The sequence below is a fragment of the Bradyrhizobium sp. Pha-3 genome, from assembly GCF_042258325.1.
Lineage (GTDB): Bacteria > Pseudomonadota > Alphaproteobacteria > Rhizobiales > Xanthobacteraceae > Bradyrhizobium > Bradyrhizobium elkanii.
In genome coordinates, this window is record NZ_CP170151.1 from 4,052,769 (window position 1) to 4,072,514 (window position 19,746).

At 65.2% G+C, this 19,746-nt stretch carries 17 protein-coding genes; 13 read left to right on the forward strand and 4 right to left on the reverse strand.

The window, feature by feature from the left end; all coding sequences use genetic code 11:
* Positions 1-31 precede the first annotated feature (31 nt).
* From denD to ACE10X_RS18770, 11 genes are all read left to right on the forward strand, one after another.
* The gene (denD, locus tag ACE10X_RS18720; RefSeq protein ID WP_028344631.1) at positions 32-1,018 is read left to right on the forward strand and encodes a D-erythronate dehydrogenase; all 987 of its coding nucleotides are present in this window, start codon (positions 32-34) and stop codon (positions 1,016-1,018) included.
* A 127-nt stretch (positions 1,019-1,145) separates the two neighbouring features.
* Positions 1,146-2,102 (forward strand): sugar kinase, encoded by a 957-nt coding sequence (locus ACE10X_RS18725; protein ID WP_038384102.1) that lies wholly within the window; start codon positions 1,146-1,148, stop codon positions 2,100-2,102.
* Positions 2,099-2,749 carry a bifunctional 4-hydroxy-2-oxoglutarate aldolase/2-dehydro-3-deoxy-phosphogluconate aldolase gene (gene eda / locus ACE10X_RS18730; protein WP_304555790.1) on the forward strand — a complete coding sequence of 217 codons (651 nt, stop codon included), beginning with the start codon at positions 2,099-2,101 and terminating at the stop codon, positions 2,747-2,749. The genes ACE10X_RS18725 and eda overlap by 4 nt, the downstream gene beginning before the upstream one ends.
* 138 nt (positions 2,750-2,887) lie before the next feature.
* On the forward strand, positions 2,888-4,057 hold the full coding sequence (locus ACE10X_RS18735; protein WP_038384106.1) for an acetyl-CoA acetyltransferase: 1,170 nt from the start codon (positions 2,888-2,890) through the stop codon (positions 4,055-4,057).
* A gap of 1 nt (position 4,058) precedes the next feature.
* Positions 4,059-5,597 carry a class I adenylate-forming enzyme family protein gene (locus ACE10X_RS18740; protein WP_038384107.1) on the forward strand — a complete coding sequence of 513 codons (1,539 nt, stop codon included), beginning with the start codon at positions 4,059-4,061 and terminating at the stop codon, positions 5,595-5,597.
* A 145-nt stretch (positions 5,598-5,742) separates the two neighbouring features.
* Entirely contained in the window at positions 5,743-5,952 is a 210-nt protein-coding gene (locus ACE10X_RS18745) for a hypothetical protein (protein WP_016847187.1), read from the forward strand.
* 163 nt (positions 5,953-6,115) lie between these two features.
* Entirely contained in the window at positions 6,116-7,414 is a 1,299-nt protein-coding gene (locus ACE10X_RS18750; protein ID WP_375764454.1) for a CaiB/BaiF CoA transferase family protein, read from the forward strand.
* Positions 7,327-8,493, forward strand: a complete 1,167-nt coding sequence (locus ACE10X_RS18755) for an acyl-CoA dehydrogenase family protein (RefSeq protein ID WP_028344637.1) — start codon at positions 7,327-7,329, stop codon at positions 8,491-8,493. The genes ACE10X_RS18750 and ACE10X_RS18755 overlap by 88 nt, the downstream gene beginning before the upstream one ends.
* A gap of 162 nt (positions 8,494-8,655) precedes the next feature.
* Positions 8,656-9,792, forward strand: coding sequence for a thiolase family protein (locus ACE10X_RS18760; RefSeq protein ID WP_038384109.1), 1,137 nt, complete (start codon positions 8,656-8,658; stop codon positions 9,790-9,792).
* Entirely contained in the window at positions 9,789-10,148 is a 360-nt protein-coding gene (locus ACE10X_RS18765) for a Zn-ribbon domain-containing OB-fold protein (RefSeq protein ID WP_038384110.1), read from the forward strand. The genes ACE10X_RS18760 and ACE10X_RS18765 overlap by 4 nt, the downstream gene beginning before the upstream one ends.
* Positions 10,149-10,728: 580 nt before the next feature.
* Positions 10,729-11,256 carry a carboxymuconolactone decarboxylase family protein gene (locus ACE10X_RS18770; protein ID WP_038384111.1) on the forward strand — a complete coding sequence of 176 codons (528 nt, stop codon included), beginning with the start codon at positions 10,729-10,731 and terminating at the stop codon, positions 11,254-11,256.
* 189 nt (positions 11,257-11,445) lie between these two features.
* Here ACE10X_RS18770 and glsA read toward each other — a convergent pair whose 3' ends face one another.
* From glsA to ACE10X_RS18790, 4 genes are all read right to left on the reverse strand, one after another.
* Complete coding sequence (glsA, locus tag ACE10X_RS18775) at positions 11,446-13,305, reverse strand: glutaminase A (RefSeq protein WP_038384112.1); 1,860 nt, start codon at positions 13,303-13,305, stop codon at positions 11,446-11,448.
* A gap of 22 nt (positions 13,306-13,327) precedes the next feature.
* On the reverse strand, positions 13,328-15,391 hold the full coding sequence (locus tag ACE10X_RS18780) for a TRAP transporter permease (RefSeq protein ID WP_038384113.1): 2,064 nt from the start codon (positions 15,389-15,391) through the stop codon (positions 13,328-13,330).
* A 144-nt stretch (positions 15,392-15,535) separates the two neighbouring features.
* Positions 15,536-16,699, reverse strand: a complete 1,164-nt coding sequence (locus ACE10X_RS18785) for a TAXI family TRAP transporter solute-binding subunit (protein WP_304555788.1) — start codon at positions 16,697-16,699, stop codon at positions 15,536-15,538.
* Between the two features lie 152 nt (positions 16,700-16,851).
* Positions 16,852-17,073 carry an acetyl-CoA carboxylase biotin carboxyl carrier protein subunit gene (locus ACE10X_RS18790; protein ID WP_016847177.1) on the reverse strand — a complete coding sequence of 74 codons (222 nt, stop codon included), beginning with the start codon at positions 17,071-17,073 and terminating at the stop codon, positions 16,852-16,854.
* A gap of 129 nt (positions 17,074-17,202) precedes the next feature.
* Between ACE10X_RS18790 and ACE10X_RS18795 the strand changes: the two genes are divergently transcribed.
* Positions 17,203-18,177 carry an IclR family transcriptional regulator gene (locus tag ACE10X_RS18795; RefSeq protein ID WP_304555786.1) on the forward strand — a complete coding sequence of 325 codons (975 nt, stop codon included), beginning with the start codon at positions 17,203-17,205 and terminating at the stop codon, positions 18,175-18,177.
* Entirely contained in the window at positions 18,107-19,666 is a 1,560-nt protein-coding gene (locus tag ACE10X_RS18800; protein ID WP_038384118.1) for an acyl-CoA carboxylase subunit beta, read from the forward strand. Before ACE10X_RS18795 ends, ACE10X_RS18800 begins: the two co-directional genes overlap by 71 nt.
* Positions 19,667-19,746 lie beyond the last annotated feature (80 nt).

The following is a 19,746-nucleotide window of genomic DNA, read 5'->3' on the forward strand; positions in this document are numbered from 1 at the left end:
CGAACAACAAGACAAGAAAAGGAGCAGGGTCGTGCACATTCTGATTCTGGGCGCCGCCGGCATGGTCGGCCGCAAGCTGACCGAGCGTCTCTTGCGCGAGGGCCGCCTCGGCAAGCAGGAGATCACCCGGATGACGCTGCAGGACGTGGTCGCTCCGGCCAAGCCCGCGAATGCCTCGATCCCGGTCAATGTAGTCGCATCCGATTTCGCCGATGCCGGCGCCGCGGCGCCCTTGATCGCCGAGCGTCCCGAGGTGATCTTCCATCTCGCCGCAATCGTCTCGGGCGAGGCCGAGGCCGAGTTCGACAAGGGCTACCGGATCAACCTCGACGGCACGCGCTATTTGATCGACGCGATCCGTGCCGTCGGCGGCGGCTACAAGCCGCGGCTGGTGTTCACGTCCTCGATCGCGGTGTTCGGCGCGCCGTTCCCCGAGAAGATCGGCGACGAATTCTTCCATACGCCGCTGACGAGCTACGGTACCCAGAAGTCGATTTGTGAGCTCCTGATCAACGATTACACCCGCAAGGGTCTGCTCGACGGGATCTCGATCCGCCTGCCGACAATTTGCGTGCGTCCGGGCAAGCCGAACAAGGCGGCGTCCGGCTTCTTCTCGAACATCATCCGCGAGCCGCTGGCGGGCGAGGAGGCGGTGCTGCCGGTCTCCGAGGACGTCCGGCACTGGCACGCCTCGCCGAAATCGGCGGTCGGCTTTCTGGTTCACGCCGGCACGATGGATCTCAATGCGATGGGGCCGCGGCGCAATCTCAGCATGCCCGGGATGTCCGTCACCGTCGGCGAGCAGATCGCGTCGCTGGAGCGCGTCGCCGGCAAGAACGTCACCGCGCGGATCAAGCGGGTGCCCGATCCGACCATCATCAGCATCGTCTCGGGCTGGCCGCGCGATTTCGCCACCGACCGCGCGCTGAAGCTCGGCTTCACCACGGCCGAGAAGACGTTCGACGACATCATCCGGATCCATATCGAGGACGAGCTCGGCGGCAAGTTCGCCGCCTGAGCGGCGTCCGGGCTAAAGCATGATCCGGAGAAGTGCGAAGCGGTTTTCCGAGAAGATCTTGCTCAGAGGGGCTAAGGCGCGATGATGATGCAACCAGGCTTCATCGCGCCTTAGCGCGGCGCTTGAGATGACCAGAGTTGCCAGCATCGGCGAATGCATGATCGAGCTGCGCCAGGCCCCTGGCGGCCAGCTCGGCGGGCTGTATTCGCGCTCCTTTGGCGGCGACACGCTCAACACCGCGGTCTATCTGTCCCGGCTCGGCGTCCACGTCGATTACTTCACCGCGCTCGGCGATGATGCGCTGAGCGATGAGATGATCGCGGGCTGGGCGAGCGAAGGCATCGGCACCAAGCATGTCGCGCGATCGGCGGGCAAGCTGCCCGGCCTCTATCTGATCCAGACCGACGACAAGGGCGAGCGGCGCTTCTTCCACTGGCGTGACAGCGCCGCCGCCCGCGACCTGATGGATCTGCCCGAAACGGAAGACATCCTGAATTCACTCGCGACCTATGACGTCGTCTATCTCTCGGCGATCACGCTCTCGATCCTGCGCGAGGATGGGCGGGAGCGATTGCTGGCGGCGCTGAAGCGGGCGCGGCTGCTGGGGACGCGGTTTGCGTTCGACACCAATTTCCGCGCCCGCGGCTGGCCGGACCTGAACGTCGCGCGGAAGGTCTTCAGCAGCGCGTTTGAGACGGCCGATATCGTGCTTGCCTCGACCGAGGATCTGGCGCCGCTTTATCCCGGCGAGAGCAACACGGCGCTGCTGGCGGGCATCTCGAGCCCCGAAGTGGTGCTGAAGCTCGCCGAGCCGGCCTGCATCGTGCGCTCGGCCGGCGGGACACGCGAGGTGAAGGCGGAGCAACTCACCAAGCCGGTGGTCGATACCACCGCGGCCGGCGATAGCTTTGCCGCTGCCTATCTTGCCGCGCGGCTCGGCGGCGCCGAGCCGGAGGAGGCCGCGCGCGCCGGCCATCGGCTGGCTGGTGTCGTGGTGTGCTATCCCGGCGCGATCATTCCGCGCTACGCCATGCCGCCGAAGAAGGCGCTTCGTCTCCCATCATCCCGCAAGGCCTCGCAATGACGACGACATCGAAGCAGGACCAGATCGCCGCGCTGATCCGTCAGGCCACCGTGATCCCGGTGCTGACCATCGAGCGGCTCGAGGACGCGGTGCCGCTCGCGAAGGCGCTGGTCGCCGGCGGCGTGCGGACGCTCGAGGTGACGCTGCGGACGGCGGTCGCGGTCGACGCGGCCAGGGCCATCATCGCCAGTGTGCCGGAGGCGATCGTCGGGATCGGCACGATCCTCAATGGTGACGACCTGGCGCGCGCCGAGGCGCTGGGCGCCAAATTCGGCATCAGCCCGGGTGCGACACTCGAGCTGTTGACGGCAGCAGCCGCTAGCCGGCTGCCCTTCGCGCCGGGGATCGCGACCGCCTCCGAGCTGATGCAGGCGCTGGCCCACGGCTTCGACGTCGTCAAATTCTTCCCGGCCGAGCAGGCGGGCGGTATCAAGGCACTGCGGGCTCTGGCCGGCCCATTTCCGCAGGTCAGGGTGTGCCCGACCGGCGGGGTCAGCGAGGCCAATGCGGCGACCTGGCTCGCCGAGCCCAATGTGCTGGCGGTCGGCGGTTCCTGGCTGTGCCCGGCGGCCGATATCCGCGCCGGCAATTGGGCCGGCATAACCGCCATGTGCGCGACGGCGATGAAAACGCTGAAAGCCGGCTAGAACTCCGTTCCGATAGAAACGGGGTTCTAGATTCTGGTTTTGACGCGTTTTCTTCACGCGAACCGGTGTCCACTTCGCTCGAAAACGCTCTCGAGATACGCTACATAACTCTCCGAACAGGAACAGGGAGATACAGCCATGACCGCCAGCATCGTGGGTTGGGCGCACACGCCATTCGGAAAGTTCGACGCAGAGACCGTCGAGGGTCTCGTGGTCAAGGTCGCCAACGAGGCGCTGGCTGACGCCGGCATCGCCGCGTCCGATATCGACGAGATCATGCTCGGCCATTTCAACGCCGGCTTCTCGCCGCAGGATTTTACGGCCTCGCTGGTGCTGCAGGCCAATCCGGCGCTGCGCTTCAAGCCGACCACCCGCGTCGAGAATGCCTGCGCAACGGGCTCTGCCGCCGTGCATCAGGGCATCCGCGCCATCGAAGCGGGCGCCGCGAAGATCGTGCTGGTGGTCGGCGTCGAGCAGATGACGAAGACGCCGGGCCCGGAGATCGGCAAGAACCTGCTCAAGGCCTCGTATCTGCCCGAGGATGGCGACACGGTCGGCGGCTTCGCCGGCGTGTTCGGCAAGATCGCGCAGGCCTATTTCCAGAAATACGGCGACCAGTCCGATGCGCTGGCGATGATCGCCGCCAAGAACCACAAGAACGGCGTCGCCAATCCCTATGCGCAGATGCGCAAGGATTTCGGCTTCGAGTTCTGCCGCGCCGAGAGCGACAAGAACCCGTTCGTCGCCGGACCCTTGAAGCGCACCGACTGCTCGCTGGTCTCGGACGGCGCCGCCGCGCTGGTGCTGACCGATGCCGAGACGGCCAAGACCATGGGCAAGGCGGTGAACATCCGCGCCACCGCGCATGCGCAGGATTTCCTGCCGATGTCCAAGCGCGACATCCTGCAGTTCGAAGGCTGCACCACCGCCTGGCAGCGCGCGCTGCAGAAGGCCGGCCTGCAGCTCTCCGACCTGTCCTTTGTGGAGACCCATGACTGCTTCACCGTCGCCGAGCTGATCGAATATGAAGCGATGGGCCTGACGCCGAAGGGACAGGGCGCGCGCGCGATCATGGAAGGCTGGACCCAGAAGGACGGCAAGCTGCCGGTCAATCCGTCCGGCGGCCTCAAGGCCAAGGGCCACCCGATCGGCGCCACCGGCGTCTCCATGCATGTGATGAGCGCGATGCAGCTCACGGGGCAAGCGCCCGAGGGCATGCAGCTCAAGAACCCGCAGATCGGCGGCATCTTCAACATGGGCGGCGCCGCGGTCGCCAACTACGTCTCGATCCTCGAGCCGGCGAAGTAGCTTGAACATTGCCGAATGGCTGGCTGCGACGGCACGGGCGCGTCCCGACGCGCAGGCGCTGCTGACCGGCTTCGATCTCGACGCCGACTACGCCACCTTTGCCCGCCGCGCCGCCTCCATCGGGGCGGCGCTGGCGCGCGATCACAGCATTGCCGCCGGCGACCGCATCGCGCTGTTTGCGTCGAACTGCACGCAATATCTCGAATGCCTCTACGGCATCTGGTGGATCGGCGCCGCCGCGATCCCGATCAACGCCAAGCTGCACGGCCGCGAGGCGGCGTGGATCTGCGGCAATGGCGGTGCCAAACTCGCCTTCGTCTCCGATTACACGATCGGTGCGTTGAACGAGGCGAAAGACGACTGCCCCGCCGGCATGACCACGCTGTCGGTCGACAGCGACGCCTACAAGACGATGCGAGGCGGCGAGGGGCCACCCGCACCGCTGCCGCGCGAAAGCAACGATCTCGCCTGGCTGTTCTACACATCGGGCACCACCGGCCGCCCGAAGGGCGTGATGCTCAGCCACGGCAATCTGGTCGCGATGTCGCTGTGCTATCTCGCCGACGTCGATCCGGCGACGCCGCACGATGCCTCGCTCTATGCCGCGCCGATCTCGCATGGCGCCGGCCTCTACAATTTCCCGCATGTCCGGATGGGCGGCCGCCATGTCGTGCCGGAGTCCGGCGGCTTCGATCCGGATGAGGTGCTCAACCTCAGCCGCCAGCTCGACAATGTCGTGATGTTCGCGGCCCCCACGATGGTGCGCCGCCTGGTCGATGCCGCCAAAAGGCGCGGCGAGAACGGTGAGGGGCTGCGCACCATCATCTATGGCGGCGGTCCGATGTACACGGCCGACATCACCGATGCGATGGCGACGATGGGCCAGCGCTTCGTGCAGATCTACGGCCAGGGCGAGTCGCCGATGACCATCACGGCGCTGTCGCGCGGCTGGCACGCCCGGAGCGATCATCCGCGCTATCTCGAACGGCTGGCTTCGGTCGGGCTGGCGCAGAGCGTCGTCACCGTGCGCATCACCGACAAGGACGGCAACCCGCTGCCAGCCGGGGAGACCGGCGAGATCGAGGTCAAGGGCGCGACGGTGATGCTCGGCTACTGGAACAATCCGAAGGCCAATGCCGAGACGCTGAAGGACGGCTGGCTGCGCACCGGCGATGTCGGCCGGCTCGACGCCGACGGCTTCCTCACGCTGTCGGACCGCTCCAAGGACGTGATCATCTCCGGCGGCACCAACATCTATCCGCGCGAGGTCGAGGAAGCCCTGCTGACCCATCCAGATGTCCGCGAGGTCTCGGCCATCGGCGTGCCGGATCCGGAGTGGGGCGAGATCGTCGTCGCCTGCGTCGTGCTGGCGGACGGCGCTACCGCCGACGACGGCAAGCTCGATGCGCATTGCCTCGCCTCGATCGCCCGCTTCAAGCGGCCGAAGCGCTATGTCTATCTCGATGCACTGCCGAAGAACAATTATGGCAAGGTGCTGAAGACCGCGCTGCGGGAGATGCTGGCCAAAGGCATGGGCTAAATCGCGGGCGCGGCTGGGTTGAATCGAAAAATATCGAAAACAACCCCATGCACAGTAGGGATTGGGGTCACTAAAGCGGTTAAGGGATAGGCCGGGACCTCCCGCCGCGCTAAGCTGCCTGTGCTTGTCACCGGGAGTACGGACCATGGGAATCGAGACGTCTCTGTCGCTGTCGGAAGTGAACGATCGCATCGCGATCCTCCGGGACAATATCAGGCAGCTGATCGAGCAGGCCGCGGGCGCAGCCGGCGCCGAAGTCGAGGAGCGCATCGCCGAGCGGCTTGAGCAGCAGAATGCGGAACTGGAAAGGCTCCTGAAGGCGCGCGAGGTGATGACGGGGCAGTCGCCGGCATAAGGGCGGCGGTGAATACGCTTCGTTTTGCCCATCCCGCGTTCCGCCGCACGGAAGCGGCCCGGCCGCGGCCATGCATACGCCCATACGCCCGGCGCAGCTTGATCTCTTTGAAAAGCTCCCGTTACTAGCTCCATAACCACGACATCCGGGAGCGAACAGGACGATGGGACCACTGCAGGGTATCAAGGTCGTCGACATGACGACCGTGCTGATGGGACCCTACGCCACGCAGATGCTTGGCGATTACGGCGCCGACGTCATCAAGGTGGAATCGCCCGATGGCGACGTGACGCGGCAGATCGGTCCGACGCGCCATCCCGGCATGGGACCGGTGTTCCTCAACACCAACCGCAGCAAGCGCTCGGTTTGCCTCGATCTGAAGAAGCCGGCGGGGCGCGAAGCGGTGCTGCGGCTGATCGCGAAGGCCGACGTGCTGGTCTACAATGTGCGCCCGCAGGCGATGGCGCGGCTGCAACTCGGCTATGACGTCGTTTCCAAGGTCAACCCGCGGCTGATCTATGCCGGCGTGTTCGGCTTCGGCCAGGAGGGACCTTATGCCGCCAAGCCCGCCTATGACGACCTGATCCAGGGCGCGACCGCGCTGCCGGCGCTGATGGCGCAAACCTCGGACGGCGTGCCGCGCTATGTGCCGAACGCGCTGGTCGATCGCATCGTCGGCCTCACCGCGGTCGGCGCGATCTGCGCGAGCCTCGTGCATCGCGACCGTACCGGGCACGGCCAGCGCGTCGACATTCCGATGTTCGAGACCATGGCCGGCTTCGTCATGGGCGATCACATGGGCGGGTTGACCTACGATCCGCCGCTCGACAAGGGCGGCTATGCGCGGCATCTGTCGCCGGACCGGCGACCGTACAAGACGCTCGACGGCTACATCTGCGTGATCGTCTACAACGACAAGCAGTGGGAGAATTTCTTCAAGGCGACCGGCCGCGACGATCTGCGCAGCGATCCGAAATTCGCGACCTTCGCCGGCCGTGCCACCAATATCGATGTCGTCTACGCCGAGCTCGCGCGTATTCTCCAGACCAAGACCACGGCCGAGTGGAACGAGATCCTCGAAAAGGCCGACGTGCCCGTGATGCCGATGCACGATCTCGAAAGCCTGCTCGAGGACCCGCATATGGTCGCGACCGGCGTCTTCCCCGTGGTCGATCACCCGACCGAGGGCCGGATCCGCAGCATGACGCCGTCGGCGCGCTGGTCGGAGACCAGGGTTGAGCCGAGCCGGCTGGCGCCGCGGCTCGGCGAGCACAGCGCAGAGATTTTGCAGGAGGCCGGTTTCTCCACCGAGGAGATTGCGGCGATGGTGCGCGACGGCGCGGCCAAAGCGGTGCAGGCACAGGAGCACGACAGATGGATTTCGCACTCTCCGCCAACCAGGAATCGATCCGCGATGCCGTCGCCAAGATCTGCTCGCGCTTTGACGAGGCCTACTGGCTGAAGAAGGACAAGGAGGGCGGCTATCCGGCCGACTTCCACCGCGCGCTGGCCGATGCCGGCTGGCTCGGCATCTGCATTCCCGAGGAGTATGGCGGCTCCGGGCTCGGCATCACCGATGCCGCGATCATGATGCGCACGATCTCCGAATCCGGCGCCGGCATGTCCGGCGCGTCCGCGGTGCATATGAACGTGTTCGGGCTCAATCCGGTGGTGGTGTTCGGCACCAAGGAACAGTGCCAGCGCATGCTGCCGCCGATCATCGACGGCCGCGACAAGTCCTGCTTCGCGGTGACCGAGCCCAATACCGGCCTCAACACCACGCAGCTCAAGACCCGCGCGGTGCGCCAGGGCGACAAATACATCGTCAACGGCCAGAAGGTGTGGATCTCGACCGCGCAGGTCGCCAACAAGATCCTGCTGCTTGCGCGCACCACGCCGCTGGAGGAGGTGCGCAGCCCGACCCATGGCCTCAGCCTGTTCTACACCGATTTCGACCGCAAGCGCGTCACCGTGCACGAGATCGAAAAGATGGGCCGCAAGCCGGTCGATTCCAACGAGCTGTTCTTCGAGAATTTCGAGATCCCGGTCGAAGACCGCATCGGCGAAGAGGGCCGCGGCTTCGAATACATTCTGCACGGCATGAATCCCGAACGCATCCTGATCGCGGCCGAAGCGGTCGGCCTCGGCCAGATCGCGCTGAAGCGGGCGTCGGAATATGCCAAGGGCCGCATCGTGTTCAACCGGCCGATCGGCATGAACCAGGCGATCCAGCATCCGCTGGCGAAGTGCTGGATGGAGCTGGAGGCTGCTTGGCTGATGGTGCTGCGCGCCGGCTGGCAGTATGACCAGAACCTGCCCTGCGGCCCCGCGGCGAACTCCGCAAAATATCTCGCGGCGGAAGCCGGCTTCCATGCCTGCGAGCAGGCGGTGATGACCCATGGCGGCTTCGGCTACGCCAAGGAGTACCACGTCGAGCGCTATTTGCGGGAATCGCTGATCCCCCGCATCGCGCCGATCAGCCCGCAGTTGATCCTCAGCTTCATCGGCGAGAAGGTGCTCGGCCTTCCGAAGTCGTATTGATGTTGGCGCGCGCGCAGACACACGTCGAGTTGTTTTCCCTCCCCCTGAAAGGGGGAGGGCAGGGTGGGGGTCAGCCACAGGCGAGAGCGGGTGGTGTGGAGACAGATCCCACCCGGCTTGCTTGCGCAAGCCGACTTCCCCTTTGCAAGGGGAGGTGAACAGATGAGCTTCGTCACCGGCGTCGGCCTCACGTCCTACGGCAAGCATGAGGGCCTGTCCTCGCTCGACCTGATGAGCAGGGCGGCCGAGCTTGCGATCTCGGATGCCGGGCTGAAGCGCTCCGACATCGACGGCATCCTGTGCGGCTACTCCACGGTCTCGCCGCACATCATGCTGGCCACGGTATTCGCCGAGCACTTCGGCATTCGCCCGTCTTACGCGCACGCCGTCCAGGTCGGCGGCGCTACCGGGCTTGCTATGACCATGCTGGCGCATCACCTGGTCGATGCCGGCGTTGCAAAACACGTGCTGGTGGTCGGCGGCGAGAACCGGCTGACCGGGCAGAGCCGCGACGCCTCGATCCAGGCGCTGGCGCAGGTCGGGCATCCCGATTACGAGGTGACGTTGGGGCCGACGATCCCCGCCTATTACGGCCTGGTCGCGACCCGCTACATGCATGAGTACGGCCTCACGCAGGAAGACCTTGCCGAGTTCGCGGTGCTGATGCGCAAGCACGCGCTGACGCATCCCGGCGCGCAATTCCACGACCCGATCACGGTTGCCGACGTGATGGCCTCCAAGCCGGTGGCGATGCCGCTCAAGCTGCTCGATTGCTGCCCGGTGTCGGACGGCGGCGCGGCGTGCGTGATCAGCCGCGAGCCGACCGGCGAGCGGCGGGTCCGCGTCCGCGGCTGTGCGCAGGCGCATACCCATCAGCATATCACCGCCGCGCCCGCGCTCAGCGAGCTCGGTGCCGGGATATCGATCGCGAAGGCGAAAGATGTGTCGGGCATCGCGATCTCGGACGTGCGCTACGCCGCGGTCTATGACAGCTTCACGATCACGCTCGCGATGCTGCTGGAGGATCTCGGCCTTGCCGGACGCGGCGAGGCGGCGGCGCGGGTGCGCGCCGGCTATTTCAATCAGGATGGCGAGATGCCGCTCAACACCCATGGCGGCCTGCTCAGCTATGGCCATTGCGGCGTCGGCGGCGCGATGGCGCATCTGGTCGAAACCCATCTGCAGATGACCGGCCGTGCCGAGAACCGTCAGGTGCGCGACGCCTCGGTGGCGCTGCTGCACGGCGACGGCGGCGTGCTGTCGTCGCATGTCAGCATGTTCCTGGAGCGTGTGCGATGATCGGACCGATCGTGGACTGGACCAAGGGCACTGAAGCCATCGTCTATCAGAGCTGCAACGGCTGCGGCGCGCGGCAATATTTCCGGCGCAGCTTTTGCGCCGCCTGCGGTTCGCCCGATCTTGCCGAGCATCGCGCGAGCGGGGCGGGGACGGTGTATGCGACCTCGCTGGTCTGCCGCGCCGCGACGCCGGAGAGGCGGGCGCATGTGCCGTACAACATCGTGCTTGTCGATACGGACGAGGGCTTTCGCATGATGGCCCATGGCGACAACGACCTCGCCATCGGCGACAAGGTCGCGGCGCGCTTCACGCAATTCGCGGGACGGCTGGTTCCTTATTTCGCAAAGGCGAAATGAAGGGCTGAACGATCCAGTCAGAACGCAAGACCAAGCTGAACTGGTTCGCTCTTGCCCCTCATAGTTTGCGGATAACCTGTTTGGGTATGATCTTTCGGAAAACCGCTACACAATTTTCCGGATCATGCCTCAGTGCCAATAAAAGATGAAGCTGGCGATGACGAGCATCGCCGTCACCGCCAGCATTTGCGCAAGCGCTTCCGAGGCCGCCCTCTTGGTGGCTTCCTTCATGCGTTTCCCCTAGACTTGGGCGTGACTCATCGTTGCGCGAATTGCGCGCAAGACGGCCAGATTTTTTACTCGGAACACCCCGCGTCGAGCATTCGCTTTTGACGAGTCCCCACTCAGCGAATATCGACTGTGACAAGGTTGTCTGGGAATGCGGCGGCAATTTGACTCGCGCGTGTTGCTCCTGCGACAGCAGCCCGTACAGAGCGTTTTCGAGCGAAGTGGATACCGGTTTGCGTGAAGAAAACGCGTCAAAACAAGGATCTAGAGCCCCGTTCCGATTTCATCGGAACGGAAAAGGCTCTAGTGTTTCGGAACCCGACAGAAACGACAGCAAGATCAAGGTTAGGAAATGGCCCGTATCGACTACTCCGATCCCGCGAAGGCAAGCCCGCGTACCCGCGAGATCCTCGACAAGAACCGCAACGCCAACATCTTTCGCATGATGGCGCATTCGCCAAGCTACTTTGAACAGTACTGCCGGCTCGGCGGCGCGATCCGCCACAAGGGCGAGCTCGATCCCGTCGTCCGCGAGCTTGCGATCACGCGCACCGGCATTCTCTGCGAGGCGCCCTACGAGATCGTCGCGCACAAGCGCATCGGCAAGAATGTCGGCGTCACCGACGAGCAGAACGCCGCGCTCGAGGACTGGCAGTCGGCGACCTGCTTCAACGAGGTGCAGCGCGCGGCGCTCGCCTTCACCGACGAGATCGTCAAGCTGAAGAAGCCGACCGACGCGACCTTCAAGACGATCGCGGCGAAGCTGACGCCGGCCGCGCTGATCGAGCTGCAGCTCTCGGTCGGATTCTACATCATGACGTCGAAATTTCTCGAAACCTTCGAGATCGACATGCAGCCGGTGACGGAAGTGGTGAGCTGAACGGATCGCGTCGCGGAGTCCTTCGCCTCGCCCCGCCTGCGGGGAGAGGCCGGAGCGCATGCAGCGATGCGGAATGCGGTCCGGGTGAGGGGGAATCTCCGCGAGTCTAACTCGAAGTTGTTTTGCGGATGCTGCCCCTCACCCCGACCCTCTCGCCGCGAAGGGCGGGGAGAGGGAGAACAGAGAGACCTACCCCGACGTCAGCAGATCGACCTTGGCATTCGCCAGGATCAGCCGTTCGGCGAGGATTTGCGCGAGGTTGCGCATGATCCGCTCGCCGGCGCGCGGATGTTGCTCGCGGAAGCGCTCGAAATCCTCGATCGTCACTTCGTAGGTGGTCGCCGACATGTCGGCGACCACGTCCGCGATCCGCTTAGGCTCCAACAGCGCCATCTCGCCGAACGCCATGCCGGCGGTCAGCGTCGCGAGCCGGATGCCGTCGGGCAGGGTGACGTGGACCACGCCGCTGCGCAGGAAGTACAGTGAGGTCGCCTCACTGCCCGCGGCGATGATCTTCTCATTGGGCTGGTAGGTCCTGACCGTGCAGAGCGGGGTGAGGTCGGCGATCTCCTGTTCGCTCAATCCGGCGAGCAGCGGCTGCTCGGAGAGTTCTGTCGTCTCGAGGAAGTCGATCGAGCCGCCATAGCGGTAGACGATCTGGTCCTCGGCCCACTCGATCGCGGTGTCGAGCAGGTAAAAATCCCTGATATTGCCGAGCCGCCTGGTCCACTCGCTGATCGTGGCCCATTCGCGCGAGGTTCGCTTGATGCCGGAGAGGATCACGGTGACGCCGAGCTCGGCCAGTTCCTGGAAGGCCTCGGCCACCAGCCTCGCGCCCGCGCGGGTCGTCGCGGTGACACGGCGCAAATCGAAGATCACGAACTCGGGCCGCGGGCTGCCGGCGAGGCGGCGCGAGACATAGTCGACATTGGAGAGTGACAGGGTGCCGACCAGTTCGATCACACGCACCTCCTGGAAGTGGCTTGCCAGGATCTCCTGCTCCTGCGGCCGGCGCACGCGCCGCGACGGGTTCATGCCGATATTGTAGTCGGCGATGATGCTGTGGCGCGCGTCGTCGCTGCGGTTCAGCATGTGCAGGTCGTAATGCGCCGACAGCGTCTCGCACACCTTGATGCCGCGCACGCTGTTGCCGTGCTTGTCGAGTTTTGGCGAATAGCTGCCGAGCCCGAGCCGCGCCGGCAGTGCCGCCAGAATGCCGCCGCCGACGCCGCTCTTGGCGGGGATGCCAACGCGGTAGATCCATTCGCCGGCGTAGTCGTACATGCCCGACGAGGTCATCACCGACAGCGTGCGCGCGATGGCGTAGGGCGTCACCACCTGCTCCTCTGTTAGCGGGTTGATGCCGCGATTGGCGAGCGTCGCCGCCATCACGGCGGTGTCGCGCGCGGTGACCAGGATGGAGCATTGCCGGAAATAGACGTCGAGCACCGCAGGCACGTTCTCGGTGATCACGCTGTTGGTGCGCAAGAGATAACCGATCGCCCGGTTGCGGTCGCCGGTGGCGCTCTCGGAGGCGTAGACCGCCTCGTCGACATCGAGCTCACGGCCGGCGAAGCGGCCGAGCGCATGGCGGATATAGTCGAACGCGCCGTCGCCCTTGTCCGCGTGGAGCAGGCCGGAGCAGGCGATCGCGCCGGCATTGACCATCGCATTGAAGGGATGGTTGTCGGCATTGAGCCGGATCGAATTGAAGGGGTCGCCGGACGGCTCGACGCCGATTACGCTTTCCACCCGTTCGGCACCCAGCGTGTCCAGCGCCAGCGCGAACACGAATGGCTTCGACATCGACTGGATGGTGAACGGCACCCTGGTGTCGCCGACCTCGTAGACGTGGCCGTCGAGCGTCGCCAGGCTGATGCCAAAATGGGCAGGGTCGGCCTTGCCGAGCTCGGGGATGTAGTCGGCAACCGCGCCAGCGGCCTCCGGCAGGAAGTCTGCGTAACACGTGTGCAGAAACCGCAGCAGCGGCGGCTTCGAGCTGGACCGGGCCGTGGTGGTGGCGGTGACGGGAGGAGGCGATCGTTTCATCGCCTCCTGTTGTGCATCGCAATCAGGGCGCGCGCAACTGGTTCGGAACCAGCGCCTGACGGCGGACCAGCAGCAAGGCGATCAGCACCGTGGGGGCGAGGATCGCGAGCCCCAGCAGCGACACCTGCAGCTGCGACAGCGGGTTGATGCCGCCGCCAGGCGTCGCGAGCACGAAGCCGCCGATCACCAGCAGCACCCGGAGCGGCCATTCCAGGGCACCGGCGCCGCGGAGATCGCCGACGAAGGCCTGATAGCCCTGGATGCCGCCGCAGATGAACAGGGTGCCGCACGCCGCGAGCGCCATCAGGCCAAGGCCGGCGAGATAGGGGCTCGGCCCCTGCATCACCAACGCGGGGTTCAGCACGAAGAAGAACGGGATGAAATAGATGATGCTGCCGACCCACATCGATTCCCACCCGGTCTTCATCGCGGGCGAGCCGGCAATGCCGGCCGCGGCGAAGGAGGCGATCGCGACCGGCGGCGTGATCGACGACAGCATGCCCCAATAGAAGATGAACATGTGCACCGCCATCCGGTTCAGCCCGAGCTTCTCCAGCGCGGGCGCGACCAGGATGGCGAGGAAGATGTAGCAGGCGGTGGTGGTCAGCCCGAGGCCGAGGATCAGGCTGGTGAAGGCGCACATCACGAGCAGCAGGAACGCGTTGTCGCCCGCAAGCGTCAACAGATCGTTGGCAAGGCTCGAGACCACGCCGGTCATCGAGAACGCCCCGATCAGGAGACCGCAACCGGCGAGGATGCCGACCAGTTCGACGAAGGTGCGGCCATTGACCTCGAGGAATTTTCCGATCGTCCCGAGCGTCCAGCGACTCTCCTTGGAGAAGATCTGGTTCAGCACCAGCAGCAGCGCGGTGGCGTAGAACGGCGCGTGGCTTTCGCGCTTGAAATACAGCAGCATCACGATCAATAGCGCGATCACGAAGACGTAGTACCAGCCGTTCTTGATCGTATCCATCACCCGCGGCAGCTCGGCGCGCGGAATGCCCTTCAGCCCGTGGCGCGCGGCGTAGGAATCCACCTGCATGAACAGGCCGACATAGTAGAGTGCCGCAGGGATGATTGCGGCCACCGCGACCTCCGCGTAGCTGATATTGAGGAACTGCGCGATCACGAACGCGGTGGCGCCCATCACCGGCGGCGCCAGCACGGCGCCGGTGGAGGCGCAGGCCTCGATCGCGCCGGCATAGGAGGCACGGAAGCCGCTCTTCTTCATGACCGGGATCGTCATGGTGCCGGCGGTCAGCACGTTGGAGACGATCGAGCCCGACATCATGCCGAGCAGGCCGGAGGCGAAGATGCAGACCTTGGCGGCGCCGCCGCGGAACGTGCCGCACAGCGCGAAGGCGAGGTTGATGAAGAATTTTCCGGCGCCGGTCATCATCAGCGCGGTGCCGAACACCAAAAAGCCGATCACGGTGTCGGCGAAGGCCTGGATCGGAATGCCGAGCAGGCTCTCGCCCGACAGCACGTGATAGGCCGTGGTCTGGTCGAGCGTCAGCTGCGAGCCGCGGAACGGCCCGAGCCAGCTGGCCTCGGCGAACAGCGGATAGACAGTGAAGGGCAGCACGCTGAGCAAGAGGCTCCAGCCGCCGGTCCGGCGCAGTGCCTCCATCAGCATCACCCACATCACGAGGCCGGCAATGATGACGTTCCGCGGGGCGCCGTCGGACTCCCAGCCATATTGCGCCGCCTTGCGCACGTTCAGCATCAGCCAGATCGAGGCGGCGAAGGTCGCGACGGCAAGCGCGAGATCATACCAGGGAATGCGGTTCAGCGGCGCGCGCTCCGATCCGGGGAAGATCAGGAACGTGAAGGGCAGCATCAGCGCGATCAAGAGATAGAAATACTCGGTGTTGAGTTGGGTATAGTCGATGAAGAAGCGCAGCGAGAATTGCTGGTTGATGCAGAGCAGGATGGTTGCTGCGGTTGCGACCACCAGCGCCCAGCGCCACACGCCGCGCAGGGTGCGCACGCGCGTGACCTCGGCCTCCTGCAGATTGTCGAGACCGGCATGCGGATCTTCAAACTCGATTCTTTTCGCAGGCGCAGCCGCGGCGTTCTCGGGCATTACGCATCCCCCAAATGTTGTCCGTTTTTGCCCGTAGCCTAGAGCATGATCCGGAAAAGTGCGAAGCAGTTTTCCGGGAACACATGCTCAAACGAGCTGAAGCGCGATGACGACTAACCCGATCTCATCGCGCGTTGGCGGGTCTCACTCAAAGCCGTTGGGCATATTGGCTTTCGCAAGTGCGGCCGCGCGTGTCTTCATCCAACCATCGAGGAAGGCCTTGTCGTCCGACGGCGGGTTCGACTTGCCGTAATCCGTCCAGGCGGCGGCCAGCACCTCCTGGCGCTTGTAAAGCGCGTTGTTGTGCGCCTCCTGATCGTCGCTCCAGTGGCCGGCTTCCTTGAGCGCCTTCACCGCGCCGGGATGCACGGGGACGACCCAGTTCTTGGTCTGCCGGTCGGCGCCGAGCCCGGCGGCGCCGGGCGCCGAATCCTTGTAGGCGTCGTAGTTGACGATCATCGCCTTGGTGATCGCATAGATCTGATCGGCCGGCTGCGCGGCATAGGCGACGAAGATCGGATAGGGGTAATTGCCGAGCTGGATCGGCTTGTCCGGCGAGATGCCGGCGCCGCATGTCGCGGTTTGCGGGAAGAAGAACGAGCCGACCTTCTTCACCCGTGCCCAGCCTTCCTTGTCGTCGGCGGGCAGCGGCGGCCACATCAGGCCGCGTGGCGAGGTCTCGGCTTCCTTGGCGGGGCCGGTGATCGTGGTGCCGAAGGCGGCATCGGTGTCGTTGTTGATCAGGCCTTTCCACATCGCGCCGTAGCTCGCGAACTCGACGATCTTGACGTCCTTCTGGGTGAGGCCGCCGAACGCGAGCATCGCGAGCGAATTCTGGTTCAGCGCCGGCGAGCCGACCACGAAGCCAACGCGCTTGCCGCGAAGGTCCTTCATTTCCTTGACGCCGGCATCGGCTGCCACGCCGAGCGCGCCGCAATTGCAGTCGACCGACGACAGCATGAGCTGCAGCGGCTGCGGGCCCCACTCCTTGGCGCCGAACTCGAACACGCCTTCCTGCGCGAAATAGGTACCCGATCCCATCGCCGAGGAGACCGCGCGCTTGGCGCGCAGCGGCGCGAGCCGCGCGACGTCGTTGCCGGCCGGCAGCACGCGGACGTCGGTGCCGTATTTGTCCTTCATCATCTTGCCGACGCCGACCGCGATGTTGAAGCCGGCGGTGCCGGTGTCGTAGGCGGTCACCGCCATGGTCGGCGGCAGCTTGATGTCCTCGGCCGAGGCGGGCAGGGCAGCGAAGATCGAAATGCCGGCAAAAGCGGCAGGCGCGAGCGCCATCAGCCGATGGATCATAATTCCTCCCTTTGTTTCGTTGTGCGAAACTTTTCCGGGCGGGATGATTGCATCGTGATCCGGCGATGGCAACGCTACCTCCGGCGCAAGCCGGCGATTTCGGCCGCTGCATCACCGGACAGATTGTCGCGGCCGGACGGCAAGGACGGATCTCAGGTCTCGACGATCGCGACCGCCTGGCCTTCGGCAATGACATCGTCGATCTTGACCAGAATCGACTTGATTTTGCCTGCTGCCGTCGACGTGACCGGTATTTCCATCTTCATCGCTTCGACGAACGCAATCTCGTCGCCATTGCCGATGCTGCTGCCGGTCTCGACAGGAAGCGCGCAAACACGCCCGGCAACTTCGGTCACAACCTTGATCTCTGGCATTCCACTCTCCGATACCGTCTTGCGGAAATTTCATCCGGCGAACGGCTTTTTGTTGTGGCGGCAGATTGCCTGAGGTAGCTTCTTCTGCAAGTGGAATTTTATTCCGCAGGACGGAATGGAGCCAAACAGATGGGAAGGCGCTCGGAACGGCTTAGCAGGCAGGGAATGCTCGCCAGCGAGACAGGCGATGGCGATGTCATCCAGGTGGTGTCGCGCGCCTTTGACGTGTTGCGATGCTTCGAGGGGCACGAGGCCCGGCTCGGCAATCTCGAGATCTCGAACCGCTGCGGCCTGCCGCGTTCGACGGTGTCGCGGCTGACGCACACGCTGACGCGGATGGGACAGCTGGTCTATCTGCCGCGCGACCAGAAATATCGCATCGGCCCGAGCGCGGTCGCGATGAGCACCACGATGATGAAGGGGCTGCAGCTGCGCAATCTGATCCGGCTGCGCCTGCAGGATGTTGCCGATCAGTTGCCCGGCACGGTGGGCTTCGTCATTCCCGACCGCTTTCATCTGGTCTATCTGGAGTTCGCCCGCGCGGCGAATGCGCTCGGCCTGCATGAGGCCACCGGCAGCCGCATCTCGATGGCGACCACCGCGGCCGGCCACGCCTATACGGCTGCGCTCGATCCCGCGATCGGCGACGCGCTGATCGCGGAGATGGAAGGCGAGCTGCCCGAAAGCGCCAAGATGCTGACGCCGCGCATCGAGGCCAACCGCCGGCATTTGCAGGAGCACGGCTACGTCGTCGCCTGCGGCCTGTGGAGCCCGCACATCAACGGCGTCGCGGTGCCGCTGTGGTCGCCGCAGTATCAGACCTATGTGGTCACCACGATCGGCCTGCTCTCGGCGATGTATGACGAAGCGCGGCTGCACCGCGAGGTCGCGCCGCAAATGGTCGAACTCGCCGCCGCGCTCGGCAGCCTGCTCGAAGGCGCCGACGGCGACATCTTCAGCAATCGGATCGAGCGCAAGTCGCTTCCGGTGACCGCCCATAACAACAACAAAATCCTCAAGACGGGAGCAGTGAATGAACTGGAAGCCGGAACTCGACGACCTCGCCCGCCGCGAAGCGTTCGCGCGGGAGATGGGAGGCGTTGACAAGGTCAAGCGGCAACGCGACCAGGGCCGGCTCACGGTTCGTGAGCGTATCGACAAGCTCGTCGACCAGAGCAGCTTCCACGAGGTCGGTGCCATCTCCGGCATCGCCGAATACGACGAGAGCAACGAACTCAAGCATCTGACGCCGGCGAACTGCGTGTTCGGCCGCGCCAGAGTCGACGGCCGCACCGTGGTCGTGGTCGGCGACGACTTCACCGTGCGCGGCGGCTCGGCGGATGCATCGATTTCCGCCAAGCCGTTGATGGCGGAGGAGATGGCGCACGACTTCCGCCTGCCGATCGTTCGCGTGATCGAGGGCTCGGGCGGCGGCGGCTCGGTGAAGACGATCGAGACCAGGGGCGCGGCCAATCTGCCCGGCGGCGTCGGCGGCACGCGCTGGTACTGGTACACGACCGCCAATTTGGCGCGCGTGCCGGTGGTCGGTCTCGGGCTCGGCTCGGTCGCGGGCCTTGGTGCCGCGCGGCTTGCCGCCACGCATTACTCGATCATGACCAAGAGCTCCGCGATGTTCGTCGCCGGCCCGCCCGTGGTGAAGCGCCTGGGGCAGGATCTGACCAAGCAGGAGCTCGGCGGCGCCGACATCCAGACCCGCGCCGGCGCGATCGATCAGGCCGTCGAGACCGAAGAGGAGGCGTTCGATTACGCGCGGCGCTTCCTGTCCTATCTGCCGTCGTCGGTCTACGACCTGCCGCCTACCGTCCCCTGCACCGACGATCCGGAACGTGCCGAGGAGTCGCTGCTCACCGCCGTGCCGCGCAACCGCCGGCAGGTCTACAAGATGCGGCCGATCATCGATGCCGTCGTCGACAAGGGCGCGTTCTTCGAGGTCGGCACCAACTTCGGCCGCCCGATCATCACCGGATTGGCGCGGATCGAGGGCAGGGCGGTGCTGCTGCTCGCCAGCGATCCCTTCCACTATGGCGGCTCGTGGACCGCGGACGCCTGCCAGAAGGTGGTGCGCTGGGTCGACTTCGCCGAGACCTTCCATCTGCCGGTGGTCTATCTGATGGACTGCCCCGGCTTCATGATCGGGCTCGAGGCGGAGAAGACGGCGACCATCCGCCATGGCGTGCGGGCGATGGCGGCGGTCAACCAGAGCACGGTGCCGTGGTGCACCATCATCATCCGCAACGCCTTCGGCGTCGCCGGCGTGGTGCATCAGCCGGCCAACCGCTTCTCGATGCGTTATGCGTGGCCGTCGGCCTATTGGGGCTCGCTGCCGCTCGAGGGCGGCATCGAGGCGGCCTATCGCGCCGAGATCGATGCGGCCGCCGATCCCGCCGCCAAGCTGCGCGAGATCGAGGATCGTCTCAACAAGCTGCGCTCGCCGTTCCGCTCGGCGGAGAAGTTCTGGGTCGAGGAGGTGATCGACCCGCGCAAGACGCGCTCGCTGCTCTGCGAGTTCGCGCGCCTCGCCGAACCGATCCGCAAGGCCGGGCCGCCGAGCAACATGTCGACGCGGCCATAAGGCTCCTCGACCTCAACGCGTCATGCGCGGGCTTGACCCGCGCATCCATCGAATGAGTCATTCGAAGCGGGATGGATTGC

What these genes read in the sequence shown, in the direction of transcription:
- ACE10X_RS18725 (WP_038384102.1), top strand. Translation starts at nt 1,146, where the DNA reads ATGACCAGAGTTGCCAGCATCGGCGAATGCATGATCGAGCTGCGCCAG.
- ACE10X_RS18770 (WP_038384111.1), top strand. Translation starts at nt 10,729, where the DNA reads ATGGCCCGTATCGACTACTCCGATCCCGCGAAGGCAAGCCCGCGTACC.
- ACE10X_RS18785 (WP_304555788.1), bottom strand. Translation starts at nt 16,699, where the DNA reads ATGATCCATCGGCTGATGGCGCTCGCGCCTGCCGCTTTTGCCGGCATT.
- ACE10X_RS18755 (WP_028344637.1), top strand. Translation starts at nt 7,327, where the DNA reads ATGGATTTCGCACTCTCCGCCAACCAGGAATCGATCCGCGATGCCGTC.
- ACE10X_RS18790 (WP_016847177.1), bottom strand. Translation starts at nt 17,073, where the DNA reads ATGCCAGAGATCAAGGTTGTGACCGAAGTTGCCGGGCGTGTTTGCGCG.
- ACE10X_RS18780 (WP_038384113.1), bottom strand. Translation starts at nt 15,391, where the DNA reads ATGCCCGAGAACGCCGCGGCTGCGCCTGCGAAAAGAATCGAGTTTGAA.
- ACE10X_RS18795 (WP_304555786.1), top strand. Translation starts at nt 17,203, where the DNA reads ATGGGAAGGCGCTCGGAACGGCTTAGCAGGCAGGGAATGCTCGCCAGC.
- ACE10X_RS18800 (WP_038384118.1), top strand. Translation starts at nt 18,107, where the DNA reads ATGAACTGGAAGCCGGAACTCGACGACCTCGCCCGCCGCGAAGCGTTC.
- ACE10X_RS18750 (WP_375764454.1), top strand. Translation starts at nt 6,116, where the DNA reads ATGGGACCACTGCAGGGTATCAAGGTCGTCGACATGACGACCGTGCTG.
- ACE10X_RS18765 (WP_038384110.1), top strand. Translation starts at nt 9,789, where the DNA reads ATGATCGGACCGATCGTGGACTGGACCAAGGGCACTGAAGCCATCGTC.
- eda (WP_304555790.1), top strand. Translation starts at nt 2,099, where the DNA reads ATGACGACGACATCGAAGCAGGACCAGATCGCCGCGCTGATCCGTCAG.
- ACE10X_RS18745 (WP_016847187.1), top strand. Translation starts at nt 5,743, where the DNA reads ATGGGAATCGAGACGTCTCTGTCGCTGTCGGAAGTGAACGATCGCATC.
- glsA (WP_038384112.1), bottom strand. Translation starts at nt 13,305, where the DNA reads ATGAAACGATCGCCTCCTCCCGTCACCGCCACCACCACGGCCCGGTCC.
- ACE10X_RS18760 (WP_038384109.1), top strand. Translation starts at nt 8,656, where the DNA reads ATGAGCTTCGTCACCGGCGTCGGCCTCACGTCCTACGGCAAGCATGAG.
- ACE10X_RS18735 (WP_038384106.1), top strand. Translation starts at nt 2,888, where the DNA reads ATGACCGCCAGCATCGTGGGTTGGGCGCACACGCCATTCGGAAAGTTC.